A 13,245-nucleotide genomic window follows, 5' to 3' on the forward strand; every position below is an offset into this window, starting at 1 on the left:
TGACATGGAGCTGTTTCTTTAAATGACGATTCATACATAGGGCGGAAAGGAGATAGAATAGATATGGCGCAAGGCCAAATGGCGGACAAAACAACCGGCGGAGCGCAGGCAGGGAAAGCCTCCTCGTCCTCCGGACTTAAAACATCGGCTTCAAACGCCTTCCCTCAGCGCGGCCAAGAAGCGGACAAGCTCAGATGGATGCAGGCATCCGTCGGCAATCAGGCGACGATGCAGATGATGGCGAGGCGCGGGGCGATTGCTCCGATTCAGAGACAGACCGGGGCGCCCCAGCAACAAGGACAGCCGACAAATACGCCGCCACCGTCCAAGCTCGGATTAATGCGGCTTAAGGTTGGTGAAGCCAAAACGGCAGGTAGTTTCGGACAAGCAGAGGCTTTTAGTGCTGAAAGCGGTGCTGTTGACAACATAGGCGACACGACCGAAATAACAGGTACGGGAGTCGGCGGTCAAACGGATGTATATTCGGACGCTTCTGACGAGTTGAAGAAGGCGATTAAAAAAGGCGAGACAAATGAACAGGACGTCTCCTCAGAAAAGGCTGAAAAGGCTAAGATCGACCGAGAGAATCAAAAGCTCGGAGTAGCATCCGGCTTGTTGGATGTAGGTTCGGGTTTTATCGGGCTTATTAACATGAAAAAGGCCATCTCGGAGTCGACAAAAAAGTCGGAAACGGCAGGCGCCCTGTATGGCGGTTTGGAAAGCGGTCAAAAAGCGTTTGCAGGCGTCGCTAAAGTCGTGGACAACGCCGTAAAGCTGGAGGGCAACGAAAACGGCGTCGGCTCTTCTGAAGCGGTGGCAGGTTACAGCGGCAGTGTGGGAGATGCTTTATCTGCGATCAAGAGTGCATTCTTTATGGTCAAGTCGATTTATGAATTGTTCAAGGAAGGCTTCTCTGCCGAAGGCGTGACCAAAAAAGAAGTCATTAAGGGCGGTCTGGAAGCTGTACAAAATGGCTTGGAGGCGGCTCAATCGGCCGTCAAGACCGTTAAGTCGATTCTGGAAATTCTGGAACAGGGCGTTGGCAAGCTGACAGAAGCAATACCTGGCATTGGCATCGCCATCAGCGGCATCAAGATTACAATTAAAGTTTTCAATATGATGCAATGGCATAGCTCCAAACAGAAGATGACGACGATCAAGCGGGACTTCAAAACCAAGTACGCTAACAGCAGCATGGTTAAGACCAAAAATCGCACGATTTTCGGAAAGACGATCTATTCGTCAACGGGAACCGATAAGACGGCTCTCACAAATCGCCACGCAGAATTGATGAGAATTATCGATCCCGCGAATGCAACGGCGACAGCCGATGAAAAGAAGGAAGCGCAGATCGAACTCGACGATATCGAAAACTATGAGCTGGCTAAAGAGATGAAAAACATTAACAATAAGAAGTTGGTTCGCGGGGGTATCGAATCCGGGCTGGAGATGGCGAGCATCGCGGGGGACATTGCGACGCTCAGCGGAGCGGGTGCTGCGGTCGGAGTCAGTCTGAAGGCCGCGGCTAGCGGTACGAAGGTGGGCATGGGCTTATTCCGCCGGGTCAAGCAATATGGTCATAACAAAGCCGCGGAGAAAGGTCCTAACAGCGCGTGGTCGACTGTGTTCAACGCGGAGAAGTCATCCGACAAAAAACATGAAAAACGGGCTAAGGACGCCGACCTGATTCTTAATATGGTGGGCAAGCTTCCAGAAGACGAAACTTCGGCCGATGGACTCAAGCAATACCAGCGCGTACTGACTTTTATTGAAGCGACGGGCTGCAGCACGAAGGCATTGTTTAGATTAAACGGAGATATCGACAAGCAGCGTAAGCTGTTAATGGAATCTATGAAACAAAGGGACTAATAAATTCAAACATGTATGGGGACAGGAGGTTGGCCTATTATGGTATCTGAGATGGAACACGCAAAGCAACTGGCCGAACTTGGCGGCTTGCAAATCGCATTTGAGAAGGAAGGGTTCCAGACCCAGCTTCTTGAGCGATCCGAGAGTATTCCCTTGCATGTCCTTGTGATGATGCTTGGCGAGGATGACCAGGGCAGAGATCGAATGATGAATTTGAATTTCCAGCCCTTGCCGGAGTCTGACATCGCGTGGATTCGCTTGCTTCAACTCCATACAGTCTTGCCTTTCCGGGTGGCGCCGGCGCAGAGAAGCGCTGTAGAGAGTATGCTGCTTGGGGCTAACGGGATGGTCCCGCTGGGCGGGTTCGGCCTAAACGAAGATGGCGAAGTTTACGCCCGCTATGTTTACACCGTTTCGTCCTCGCAGACCGTTTCGCCCGACGAGCTGCTAGAGGTGATCTCGATCTTTCATTACATGTTAGTCCTGTTCGAGGAACGAATCGAGCAGGTAGCAGCCGGAGAGCTAACGCCTGAGGAAGCGCTGCGAGTACAGGAATAGACTAGGCGAGGCTAATAGGCGAAAGGCATAACAACATACAGAAGTCGGCCCAAATATTTGGCCGGCTTTTTCCACATTCTAAAAAATTAAAATCATAAGTTTTTCTAACGTTGTAAAAAAGGGATGTCAAATTTTCTCACTCGTGTTACAATGTACTGAGATCGTAACACGATGTAGGGGAGAGAATGAGAAATGAAGAATGGGATTGAAATGAGATTCAATACTAGATCTATAATGATGACGAGCGTGCTTCTGCTCCTTGTCATCTCATTGATAGCGGCCTGCTCGTCTCCGAAGACGACGGAGAGAGAGTCGCAGGGACGTTCGGACAAGCTGGTCGTGGCGATTGGTTCCGAGCCAGAGGATGGTTTTGATCCGACGCTAGGGTGGGGCCGCTATGGCTCGCCGCTTTTCCAAAGCACTTTGCTTAAGAGAGATGACCAACTTAATGTGACAAACGACTTGGCGGAGAGCTATGAGATCAGCAGCGATGGTCTGATTTGGACGGTCAAGCTTCGCGGAGATGTTCAATTCTCTGATGGTGAGCCGCTCACGCCAGACGACGTCAAATATACGTTCGAAACGACGGCGAACAGCGGATCCGCGATCGATTTGACCAATCTAAAGGCGGTTGAGCTGGATGGGAATGACATTCACTTTAAATTGGGCAAACCTCAATCGACGTTTCTAAACGAATTGACTACGCTTGGCATCGTTCCCAGTCACGCGCACGGCGCTGATTATGCCAGCAATCCTATTGGCTCCGGCCCATTCAAATTCGTGCAATGGGATCGCGGTCAGCAATTGCTGGTAGAGAGCAATCCGAGCTATTACGGCGACAAGCCGTCGTTCCATCATATCACGTTCCTGTTCCTTAACGAGGATGCGGCTTTAGCTGCAGCAAAAGCGGGCACGGTGGATATGGCATATATCCCTTCTTCTTTCAGCAAACAAGAAGTGCCGGGCATGCGTCTGGAGGCGCTGCAAACGGTAGATAATCGCGGCATAACATTCCCTTATGCAGAGCCAGGCGGCAAGACGGAGGAAGGTTATCCCATCGGCAATGCCGTAACTGCCGATCTTGCGATCCGACAAGCCATTAACATGGCGATGGATCGGGAAAAGCTTGTTGAAGGCATTCTGGAGGGCTACGGCACGCCGGCTTATACATCCGTTGACGGACTCCCATGGTGGAATGAAGATACGGTCATTGCGGATAGCGACATCGAAGGGGCTAAGAAACTGTTGGCCGAAGCGGGTTGGAGCGAAAGCAATGGAGACGGCGTACTCGAGAAAAATGGATTAATCGCGGAATTCCCGCTCATCTATCCATCCGGCGATACATTAAGACAATCACTGGCGCTTGCCGCATCGGAGATGATGAAGGAGATCGGAATCCGTATGACTGCTGCGGGCAAGAGCTGGGAAGAGATCGAAAGGGAGATGCATGCCAGCGCGGTGTTGTTAGGGTGGGGCAGCCATGATCCTTCGGAGCTGTATGCCCTTTATGCATCCAAGTATGCCGGCGTCGATTATTACAATACCGGCTACTACAGCAACCAACAGGTAGACGGTTATATGGAAAAAGCAATGGCGGCTCTCACGATAGAGGAGGCGATGGCCTATTGGAAGCAATCGCAGTGGGACGGGACGACGGGTTCAAGCGCCAAAGGCGACGCTCCGTGGGCGTGGCTCGTCAATATAAAGCACTTGTATCTGGTAGACGATGCCCTTGACATCGGCACGCCGCGCATTCAGCCGCATCGCCACGGCTGGCCGGTGACCGACAATATCGCAAGCTGGAAGTGGAAGGAGTAGTAGGGTTGGCGGGTTTGCTTAGTTTTCTGGAATGTCATCGAGGACGGGGGTTGGCGCGATGTCGGGTCTGCACGAGACGGTAACAGCGCAGGTCAAGGGGCAGTGGCGTGGCTGGATACGATTTGCGGGCGGACGGGTGCTGAGGCTGCTTTTGCTGCTTGCATTCGTATGTTTTGTTACGTTTCTGCTTGCCGATTTGTCGCCGATCGACCCGATCCAGGCATACATCGGAGCCGATATGATGACCGTAGGGCCGGAGCAGCGCGCCGAGATCGGAGCCTATTGGGGACTGGATCAACCTTTCGCGGAGCGCTTGCTGCGCTGGGCGGGAAACTTGCTGCAAGGCGACATGGGAACCTCGATGATCTATCGTGAGCCGGTCTCGGACGTCATTGCGGATCGGTTTGCAAGCTCTGCCGCTTTGATGGCGACGGCTTGGCTGCTCTCGGGGATTATAGGTTTTGCGCTGGGATCAATCGCGGCGATTCGTCAAGGAGGAATAACTGATCGTTTTATTCAATCGGTCTGCTACACGATAGCCTCAACGCCAGCATTCTGGATAGCGCTGCTTGCGATGACGATTTTCGCCGTCTGGCTGGGATGGTTTCCGGTTGGACTCGGTGTTCCTGCGGGAGTGCTCGCCGGCGATGTGACGCTGCTTGACCGGCTGTATCATATGGCGCTTCCCGCTCTTACGTTATCCGTTGCAGGCATCGCGCCTGTCGCACTGCATACAAGGGCGAAGTTAATTGAGGTGTACGACAGCGATTACGTCTTGTTCGCAAGAGCCAGGGGCGAGCGTGGGTGGAAGCTGTTCCTTAGGCATGGACTTCGTAATGCGGCATTGCCTGCCTTAATGCTGCAATTCGCTTCCTTTAGCGAGTTGTTCGGCGGAGCCGTTCTTGCCGAACAGGTATTCTCGTATCCCGGATTGGGACAAGCGACGGTTGAGGCTGGACTTCGCGGCGATGTTCCGCTGTTGTTGGGACTTGTTATATGCAGTTCCTTGTTCGTGTTCACGGGCAATCTCCTTGCAGATTCGATCCACTGGGCAATCGATCCGAAAAGAAGGCTCCATCCGGAGGTGAAATCATGAAAGCAGCGCGAAGCCTGACAAGGGGGAGCGGGCGACGCTTGACCGGCAGAACGAGACTCCTGATTTCCGCGGCGACGACAGGACTGCTCTTGGTTGGAATCATCCTATGCTCCTTGTTCATCGGCGAGCAGGGATTAAGCGTTAAGCTGGAGCTTCGCGACTTGCCGCCTTCCTTGCAGCATCTTTTCGGAACGGACTGGCTTGGACGGGACATGTTCTCGCGCACGGTGCAAGGTCTAACCTTAAGCGTCGCTGTTGGTCTTGCCGGAGCTGCCGGAAGCACCGTCATCGCTATGATGATGGGGCTGGCGGCTGCATTTCTGGGCCGGACGGTTGACCGGGTCGTCACTTGGTTGATCGATGCGACGCTCAGCGTTCCGCATTTGGTCATGCTCATTTTGATTGCCTTTGTTAGCGGTGGCGGGATTCAAGGGATCATGATCGGCATTGTTTTTACTCACTGGCCCAGTCTGGCCCGCGTCATTCGCGCTGAAGCACTCAGTGTGGCAACCGCCGATTATGTAGCGGTAAGCCGAGGCTTCGGAAGAACCCGCTGGTGGATAATGAGACATCATCTGGTGCCGCATCTCCTTCCGCAGCTGTTTGTCGGTTTCCTGCTCTTATTTCCCCATGCCGTGTTGCACGAAGCGGCTATTACGTTTCTGGGGCTGGGCTTTTCGCCCCATCAGCCGGCTATTGGCATTATTTTGTCCGAGTCGATGCGATACTTGTCTTCGGGCATGTGGTGGCTTGCTGTATTTCCCGGACTTGCGCTGCTCGTGACGGTTCGGGCATTCGATATGCTGGGCCATTCGCTGCAGCGTTTGATCGATCCCAAGCATTCACGGACTTGAGGGAGGCAGAAGTAGATATGAATGTCCTGGATATCGAAGCTTTGTCGGTGTCGTTCCAGAATTATGGTTGGGGTACGGATAGAACGAATGCCAAGGTAATTCATGGTTTAAATCTGTCAATCGGCCGCGGCGAGATCGTTGCAGTCGTTGGGGCCAGCGGTTCTGGCAAAAGCCTGTTAGCGCATGCGATTATGGGCATTCTGCCGCGAAACGCGGTGCGCACGGGCGAGATCAGGATGAACGGAAGGCTTCTCGATGAGAAGGAACTGCTTAAGGCGAGAGGGCGCACGTTAGCCTTGCTGCCGCAATCCGTCGGTTATCTAAACCCGCTGCTCTCCGTCGGCAGGCAATTGCAAGGACCATTTGATAATAAAAAGAGTATGGAAGCCAGGCAAGGCTTGTTGGCGCGTCTTGGTCTTGGTGAGAAAATAAATCGATTGTTCCCATTCCAGCTATCTGGAGGTATGGCGCGCAAGCTGCTGCTCGCCATGTCGGCTCAGCCGGAGACGGGCTTGATTATAGCCGATGAACCAACACCGGGAATGGGTTCGGAAGACGTGGCGGAGACGTTGCATTATTTCCGCGAGCTGGCGGCAGGGGGGACTGGCATCCTTATGATTACGCATGACCTGGAAGCTGCTGCTGGAACGGCGAACAGAGTGGTTGTGATGAGGGAAGGCGAAGTGGTGGAGATTGCTCAGGCTGGCAGTTTTGCGGGCGATGGCAGCCTCCTGCAGCACCCCTATAGCCGGGAGCTATGGCAGGCATTGCCCGGCAACGGATTTAAGCGGCCTGTTGCCAGGGAGGTTGAAACCATTGGACAGAGCTAGTTTGCAAGGATCACGATTGGGCTGGCGGTATGGCAGCAACGAATGGTTATTTCGGGAGTATTCGGTCGAGATCGCGCCGGGTGAGGTGGTTGGTTTAATGGGTCCAAGCGGAACGGGCAAGTCGACACTTGGGAAGCTCCTGGCTGGCTATATGGTGCCAACGGAAGGAAAAGTGCTAGTCGGCGACAGAAGTCTGCCCGGTTCCGGTTATTGCCCTGTTCAATTAATTCATCAGCATCCCGAGCTGGCTGTCAATCCGCGTTGGACGATCGGGAAGATGCTTGCGGAAGGCTGGCAGCCGGATACAAGCATACTGAAGGCCTTCGGTATACAGGAATCATGGCTGGAACGTTACCCGAACGAATTGTCAGGAGGGCAGCTCCAGCGATGCTGCATGGTGAGATCGTTGGGGCCTCAGACGAAGTTTATTGTCGCGGACGAGATGTCCGCCATGCTGGATGCCGTAACCCAGGCTGAAATCTGGCATGCTTTGCTCACGATCGCAAGCGAGCGATCCATAGGCATATTGGCTATCAGTCATGATGCTGAATTACTGGATGTAGTTGCAGATCGACTCATTGGTTTGACAAGCTCCGCATTTGTCATACCCTGCATAGAATGAATATATACGGGTAATGAAGATGCGGAAGGGGTGCAAAGGCATGAGCAGGCGCACGATCAGAATCGTCTCTCTCGTCTTGTATGTCATATTCGTAATCGTACTGACGTTCAGCTCAATTCAACATTGGAAGGGCTGAGCAATTCCCGGACAGGAGTGTCCACGAACAAGGGCAATTCCACGGTCGCAACAGGCGACATCGCGGAATTGCCCTGATTGTTGTGCCATCATACTCTCAAGTGCTTACTTGCGCTTTCGATATTCCTTGGGCACAACGCCCTTCGTTTCGCGGAAGACGCGCGAGAACGTATTGTAGGACCCGTACCCGACCTCCAGCGCAATTTCGGATACGCTCATCTCCGTCGATACGAGCAAGCTGCAGGCATGACGGATACGAAGATCATGCAGGAAATAAAGAAAGTTTTGTCCGGTTGTTTCTTTTATGACTTCGCTGATTCGGGACAGACTCATATTAAAACGCGCAGCAAGATCGCCAAGAGTAAGGTCGTCCTGATAATGCTGATGAATATAATGAATGATCGGCCAGACAGAAGAATGCCTTCCATATGCGCGCCGGTCCAGTTGGATTCTGTCGCCGCTCTGACTATTCTCTGTCAGCGATCGGCGATGACGATCGAAACGGATAAGCAGCTCCTTAAGCCGAATTTGAAGCATGGTCTGCCGCCAAGGCTCGTTGCTCTTATATTCTCCGTACATTCCCTCAATAAGCGATCCGATTCTTTCGCGATCCTCACCCTCCAACTGAGCGAACGGCGGTGCGCCAACAGCGTCGATTAATCCCAGAAGTCTTTCATTGGGGGAAGACTCCATGAGCAAATCCATGCTAAACATACAATTGTACAGGACAAGCCTGCTTCCCGGGTCCGTATAGATCTGATGCACTTGGTACGGAAGGACGAAGGTGAAGGTGCCTGGTTTCATGGGATGCAGCACCTCGTTGATGGATTCGGATCCGGAACCGTCCACAACATAAGAAAATTCCAAAAAGTCATGACGATGAGCGCGGAATCCCGAATGAAGCGTATTCAAGCTTATATGCAAAGGGCTGGAAGTATTCATATTTGGATAGTTTTTGAGATAATCCGGGAAGTAAGTCATGTCGGAATCGCAGCCTCCGAAGAAATGAGATATTTATCGAAATTCAGGGACGAAATTACCCTCTTGCTATCTTATCATAAAAGTCGTAGAGTTCGGTAAGCGTTTGCTGCTGGAATTACTGGAACGATGTGACGATCAGGAGGAATTATAGAGATGGCTAACGGTAAAATCAGAATCGGCATTATTGGCGCAGGCAACATTGGCGGCGTGCATGCCAGAGAATTCTCGGCTTTAACAGAGCAATGCGAAATTACAGCGATTACGGATGCTTATTTGCCGCTGGCGCAGGAGAAGGCTTCCGTTTATGGAATTCCTAATGTGGTAGAATCTCCGGAAGCCTTGATCGGTCTCAGCGATGTCGATGCTGTTATCGTCGGCGTGCCGAACCAGCATCACGCGCCGCTTGCCATTCGGGCTATCGAAGCCGGCAAACACGTTTTGCTCGAGAAGCCGATGGCGATCAACAGCGAGGAAGCCCGCCGCATTTATGATGCTAGCCGCAAGTCCAATGTTATCGTAATGATGGCCCATCAAATGCGTTTCGAAGCTGTGCCTATGCAGATCAAGGAGCAGGTGGAGCGCGGCGAGCTGGGACGTATTTACACGGCGAAGACGGGCTGGTTCAGACGCAAGGGTATTCCGGGCTGGGGCACCTGGTTTACGCGCATGGACCAATCCGGCGGTGGTCCGCTAATCGATATCGGCGTGCATATGCTGGATCTCGCCCTTTATCTGATGGGCAATCCGAAGCCAGTGTCTGTATACGGCGCAACCTATGCAGAGTTTGGTCCCAACCGCAAAGGAATCGGGACATGGGGAAAACCGAATTGGGATGGCATCTATGATGTGGAGGACCTTGCAACCGCGCTGATCAAAATGGAAGACGGCAGCACCTTGTCGCTCGAAGTCAGCTGGGCCGTTCATATGGATACGGACAATACGCCGTTCATCCATCTTATGGGGTCCGAAGGCGGCGCCAGCTACAAAGGCAGCTCCGGCAAGCTGTTGACGGAGAAGTTCGATCGTCCGATCGAAACGCCGCTTAGCAAGCCGGAGTCCGATGAAGGCGAGCGTACGCGCCTCAGCCGCCACTTCCTGGAGTGTATCCGCGAAGGCAAGCAGCCGATTACATCTGCGTTGTCCGGCTACACAAATAATCTGATTCTTGATGCGATCTACGAATCGTCCAGAACGGGCAATGAAGTGAAATTGAATTGGAATTAGGAAATTATACGAATCCGGAGGAATGGACATGTTGAGAGGATTAACCGGCGCCGGACTTGGCGCATTGGACAATCAGCGACAACTGATTGAACTGGCGGGACGTTACGGCTTCCAGGCAGTCGATACCGATGCTTTATCGCTTGTCAAAGAATATGGCGTCGATGGCGCTCGTGCGCTTCTCGCCGACAATGGCGTAGTTATTAGCTCCATTGGCTTGCCGGTGGATTGGCGCGGTTCGGAAGAATCCTTCCTAAAGGACCTGGAAGGACTGGCCTCAGTTGCAGCCGCTGCCAAGACGCTTGGCTGTACACGTTGCTGCACATACATCCTGCCGTCCACTGACGAAAAGGCAGCTCCGTTCATGGCTGCGGCGACACGCAGACTTCGACTTTGCGCGCAAGTGTTAGGCGCCTTCGGCATTTCGCTGGGCTTGGAATTTGTCGGTCCGCATCATTTGCGCACCCGTTGGGCGAATCCGTTCATCTGGACGCTCCAGGAGACGCTGGATTGGATCGACGCGATTGGCGAGCCGAACGTGGGCCTGTTATTCGACGCCTACCATTGGTATACGAACGGTTTGACGGTGGCCGACATCAAAGCTCTCCGCCCGGAGCAGATCGTTCATGTTCACATCAATGACGCGAAGGATGTGCCAGTAGAGGAAGTGCTGGACAACGACCGCGTCTACCCTGGCGAAGGCGTCATCGACCTTACTGGTTTCTTGCAAGGTTTGCAGGCAATCGGTTACACAGGAACTGTCTCGCAAGAAATACTGTCCGTCGAGCCGCCAACAGGCACGCCAGAGGAGCTCGCAGCTCGCTCCCAAGCTGCCTTCAATAAGGTTTTCGCCGCTGCAGGCTTGTAGATTCACCTATTGTAGATTCACCTATGCACCACAACAGACTTGCATAACAGACTAGCTGGCTCATGATTCAGCCTCTAGGCTCCTGCCGTTCAATACGGGGGAGCCTTTTTGTATTTGTCGACAACATCAGAGAGTGATCATGCGCTTGAGTCCAAGAAAGCAAAATCAAAGAAAGCGAAGTTAAAGAAAGCAAAGTCAAAGAAAGCAAAGCCAAAGAAAGCAACTAAAAGCAGGGACTATTTATTAATATCCCTTAAGCTCAGTGAACAACTTCAAGACTTACAATGTTAGGCAATCATTGCCTTATGCTCATTACCGAATTAATTTAGCTAGGACAGGCCCAACACATTGCTCAATATCCCCAACATTCAGTTGATTACGAGCGAAGTTTGGGGGGGATATTCGCGTTGTGTTAAGTAATTAGAAATTTATCGGTTTGAATATCCCCAACATTCAGTTAATAGCGAGCGAAGTTTAGGGGGGATTTGTGTTGTGATTTAGTAATAGGAAGTATCGATGTGAATATCACCAACGTTCAGTTAATAGCGAGCGAAGTTTAGGGGGATATTTCGTGTAGTGATTTAGTAAATGGGAATATCAAGGTGAATATCCCCAACATTCAGTTGATTACGAGCGAAGTTTGGGGGGATATTCGTGTTGTGTTGAGTAATTGGAACTATCGACGCGAATTCTAGTATGGGAATTAATGTAATTCGATGGATTAACTTGAGGGTTCATGGCAGTACCTGAAATCATCAAAGACTGTCCCTCGCATCAATATCCCTTTGGATCAGTTTAGCTATTTATTCGAGCTTTATAAAAGTGATGCACCTGTGTACATATAGGAAAGCGATTATCTCCATACATTCTCGCCATTTTTCGGGATGAAGCACGCCGAGCCCCCAAAGGATGATGATGGCCGTTCACTGTGCTGCTTTTTTTTCATGGTTTTTGCGAAAATGAGTCTTTAACTTCCGAAAGCGTGGGATGCGGAAATATAATTTGGAATTATTGGAAGCTAGTTTATGATCCGGTCATGGATGAGTTGGAAAAGCCATTGACGCTGATCCGTTCCTGAGCGGCGGGGATGGCGATGAATAACTCATGTCGCTAGAGTAATTTTTATTCGCTGCTGCAGTAGTAACAATCCTCGAAAGCACACATGCCCGTAGTATTTCGATAATAATTTTCTTTGGTGGATTGTAAATGGAATACAGAAGTGGTAAAATAAAAACAGAACAAGCGTTCCTATTTGCGAGGTGATTAATCTTGATAGACAAGGAAATTATCGATGGTTTTACAGAACAATTTCCCGATGAGGCGGATTGTATTGCGCTTGTTGAGAAACTGCGATGGCCAGGGGGCTATCGTTGTCCTTCTTGCGATCATAATCAGGCATACCGGATACAGACTCGGAAGTTGCCGCTTTTTGAATGCCGACAATGCGGTCATCAAACGTCTCTAACGGCGGGAACGTTCATGCATGGAAGCAAAACTCCGATAAGTAAATGGCTCCTTACCATATATTTAGTTGCAACACAAGCTAGAGGCATCAATGCAGTAAAACTTTCCGAAATTCTCGGAGTGACTTATAAAACAGCTTGGTTGATGCTTCATTTAATTAGACGTACTATAACCATGACGGATGGCCAGGAGCCATTGTCTGGACATGTCGAGGCTAAACATGAATTGTTTTTAGCTGATTTTTGGTTGGTTGAATCCCGTATGTCAAAGGAGAAATCGATGATTATTTCTCGCGAGGTCGGGAAGCAACAATCCCCCCGTTACAAGATTAAATTGATTACGGAATCGAAAACAGCCAGAGAGCCTTTAACGGAAAAGCAGGCTATGGAGTTTGCTGCGCAGCATTGCGATGGCGGTCTTCGGTCGTTTGCAATAAATCCAAGACATCAATTTAGCCGATACAAGACGGTGTTCGAGGATGAACGAAACGTTAATCGAACCAAGCTTATAATCTTACATTCCTCTCCAGCGATGTTCGAACAGCGGCAGCAACTCTGTTCTTTGGCGCCGCCTTCCAAATCGCTTTCGGAAGTTGCGATGAGTGCTCGCGAATGGATGAGCCGAACCTTCAACGGAATAAGTGCGAAATACGCACAGCTTTATTTCGAGGAGTTCTGCTTCAGATTAAGTCACGCAGACTGCGTGGAGGAAATTGTATTCGAGAAGTTAGTATCTTTGTCGTTTGGCATTAACATGTATCGGATGCGGAAATCTTCCTCTTACCTGCTGTCTAATTTTTCATCTATTGGCAATAAATCAATGCAAATGGCTCAACAATCAGCTTAAAGTTTGCGCGAAGCGTTTCTGAACAGTCGGGATATTGATCAAAGGTGCTTCGAGGTATTGGTAATTTAACCAAAGTTCGGTTC

The 13,245-nt window shown here is 51.0% G+C and carries 11 protein-coding genes; 10 read left to right on the top strand and 1 reads right to left on the bottom strand.

Going from position 1 to position 13,245, the window contains the following annotated elements; all coding sequences use genetic code 11:
• Positions 1-63: 63 nt before the first annotated feature.
• From KJW29_RS05535 to KJW29_RS05565, 7 genes are all read left to right on the top strand, one after another.
• The gene (locus KJW29_RS05535) at positions 64-1,869 is read left to right on the top strand and encodes a hypothetical protein (RefSeq protein WP_214629055.1); all 1,806 of its coding nucleotides are present in this window, start codon (positions 64-66) and stop codon (positions 1,867-1,869) included.
• 39 nt (positions 1,870-1,908) lie between these two features.
• Positions 1,909-2,427 carry a YbjN domain-containing protein gene (locus KJW29_RS05540; RefSeq protein ID WP_187099745.1) on the top strand — a complete coding sequence of 173 codons (519 nt, stop codon included), beginning with the start codon at positions 1,909-1,911 and terminating at the stop codon, positions 2,425-2,427.
• A gap of 192 nt (positions 2,428-2,619) precedes the next feature.
• Positions 2,620-4,245 carry an ABC transporter substrate-binding protein gene (locus KJW29_RS05545; protein ID WP_246608602.1) on the top strand — a complete coding sequence of 542 codons (1,626 nt, stop codon included), beginning with the start codon at positions 2,620-2,622 and terminating at the stop codon, positions 4,243-4,245.
• Between the two features lie 58 nt (positions 4,246-4,303).
• Positions 4,304-5,341 carry an ABC transporter permease gene (locus KJW29_RS05550; RefSeq protein WP_214629056.1) on the top strand — a complete coding sequence of 346 codons (1,038 nt, stop codon included), beginning with the start codon at positions 4,304-4,306 and terminating at the stop codon, positions 5,339-5,341.
• The gene (locus KJW29_RS05555; protein WP_214629057.1) at positions 5,338-6,195 is read left to right on the top strand and encodes an ABC transporter permease; all 858 of its coding nucleotides are present in this window, start codon (positions 5,338-5,340) and stop codon (positions 6,193-6,195) included. Before KJW29_RS05550 ends, KJW29_RS05555 begins: the two co-directional genes overlap by 4 nt.
• Before the next feature lie 17 nt (positions 6,196-6,212).
• Entirely contained in the window at positions 6,213-7,025 is an 813-nt protein-coding gene (locus KJW29_RS05560) for an ATP-binding cassette domain-containing protein (protein ID WP_214629058.1), read from the top strand.
• Entirely contained in the window at positions 7,012-7,647 is a 636-nt protein-coding gene (locus KJW29_RS05565) for an ABC transporter ATP-binding protein (RefSeq protein WP_246608603.1), read from the top strand. The genes KJW29_RS05560 and KJW29_RS05565 overlap by 14 nt, the downstream gene beginning before the upstream one ends.
• Positions 7,648-7,887: 240 nt before the next feature.
• Here KJW29_RS05565 and KJW29_RS05570 read toward each other — a convergent pair whose 3' ends face one another.
• Positions 7,888-8,763 (bottom strand): helix-turn-helix domain-containing protein, encoded by an 876-nt coding sequence (locus KJW29_RS05570; protein WP_214629060.1) that lies wholly within the window; start codon positions 8,761-8,763, stop codon positions 7,888-7,890.
• 153 nt (positions 8,764-8,916) lie between these two features.
• Here KJW29_RS05570 and KJW29_RS05575 point away from each other — a divergent pair, with 153 nt between their 5' ends.
• From KJW29_RS05575 to KJW29_RS05585, 3 genes are all read left to right on the top strand, one after another.
• The gene (locus KJW29_RS05575) at positions 8,917-9,987 is read left to right on the top strand and encodes a Gfo/Idh/MocA family protein (RefSeq protein WP_214629061.1); all 1,071 of its coding nucleotides are present in this window, start codon (positions 8,917-8,919) and stop codon (positions 9,985-9,987) included.
• 28 nt (positions 9,988-10,015) lie between these two features.
• On the top strand, positions 10,016-10,852 hold the full coding sequence (locus tag KJW29_RS05580) for a sugar phosphate isomerase/epimerase family protein (RefSeq protein WP_214629062.1): 837 nt from the start codon (positions 10,016-10,018) through the stop codon (positions 10,850-10,852).
• A gap of 1,269 nt (positions 10,853-12,121) precedes the next feature.
• A complete protein-coding gene (locus KJW29_RS05585) occupies positions 12,122-13,162 on the top strand; it encodes a transposase (RefSeq protein WP_214629063.1) in 1,041 nt (346 codons plus the stop codon).
• The last annotated feature ends 83 nt before the right edge of the window (positions 13,163-13,245 follow it).

The sequence above is a fragment of the Paenibacillus agaridevorans genome, from assembly GCF_018604145.1.
In the GTDB taxonomy this organism is placed as follows: domain Bacteria; phylum Bacillota; class Bacilli; order Paenibacillales; family Paenibacillaceae; genus Pristimantibacillus; species Pristimantibacillus agaridevorans.

Coding starts and splice junctions, on each gene's coding strand:
- KJW29_RS05535 (WP_214629055.1), top strand. CDS start 64: ATGGCGCAAGGCCAAATGGCGGACAAAACAACCGGCGGAGCGCAGGCA.
- KJW29_RS05540 (WP_187099745.1), top strand. CDS start 1,909: ATGGTATCTGAGATGGAACACGCAAAGCAACTGGCCGAACTTGGCGGC.
- KJW29_RS05545 (WP_246608602.1), top strand. CDS start 2,620: ATGAAGAATGGGATTGAAATGAGATTCAATACTAGATCTATAATGATG.
- KJW29_RS05550 (WP_214629056.1), top strand. CDS start 4,304: ATGTCGGGTCTGCACGAGACGGTAACAGCGCAGGTCAAGGGGCAGTGG.
- KJW29_RS05555 (WP_214629057.1), top strand. CDS start 5,338: ATGAAAGCAGCGCGAAGCCTGACAAGGGGGAGCGGGCGACGCTTGACC.
- KJW29_RS05560 (WP_214629058.1), top strand. CDS start 6,213: ATGAATGTCCTGGATATCGAAGCTTTGTCGGTGTCGTTCCAGAATTAT.
- KJW29_RS05570 (WP_214629060.1), bottom strand. CDS start 8,763: ATGACTTACTTCCCGGATTATCTCAAAAACTATCCAAATATGAATACT.
- KJW29_RS05575 (WP_214629061.1), top strand. CDS start 8,917: ATGGCTAACGGTAAAATCAGAATCGGCATTATTGGCGCAGGCAACATT.
- KJW29_RS05580 (WP_214629062.1), top strand. CDS start 10,016: ATGTTGAGAGGATTAACCGGCGCCGGACTTGGCGCATTGGACAATCAG.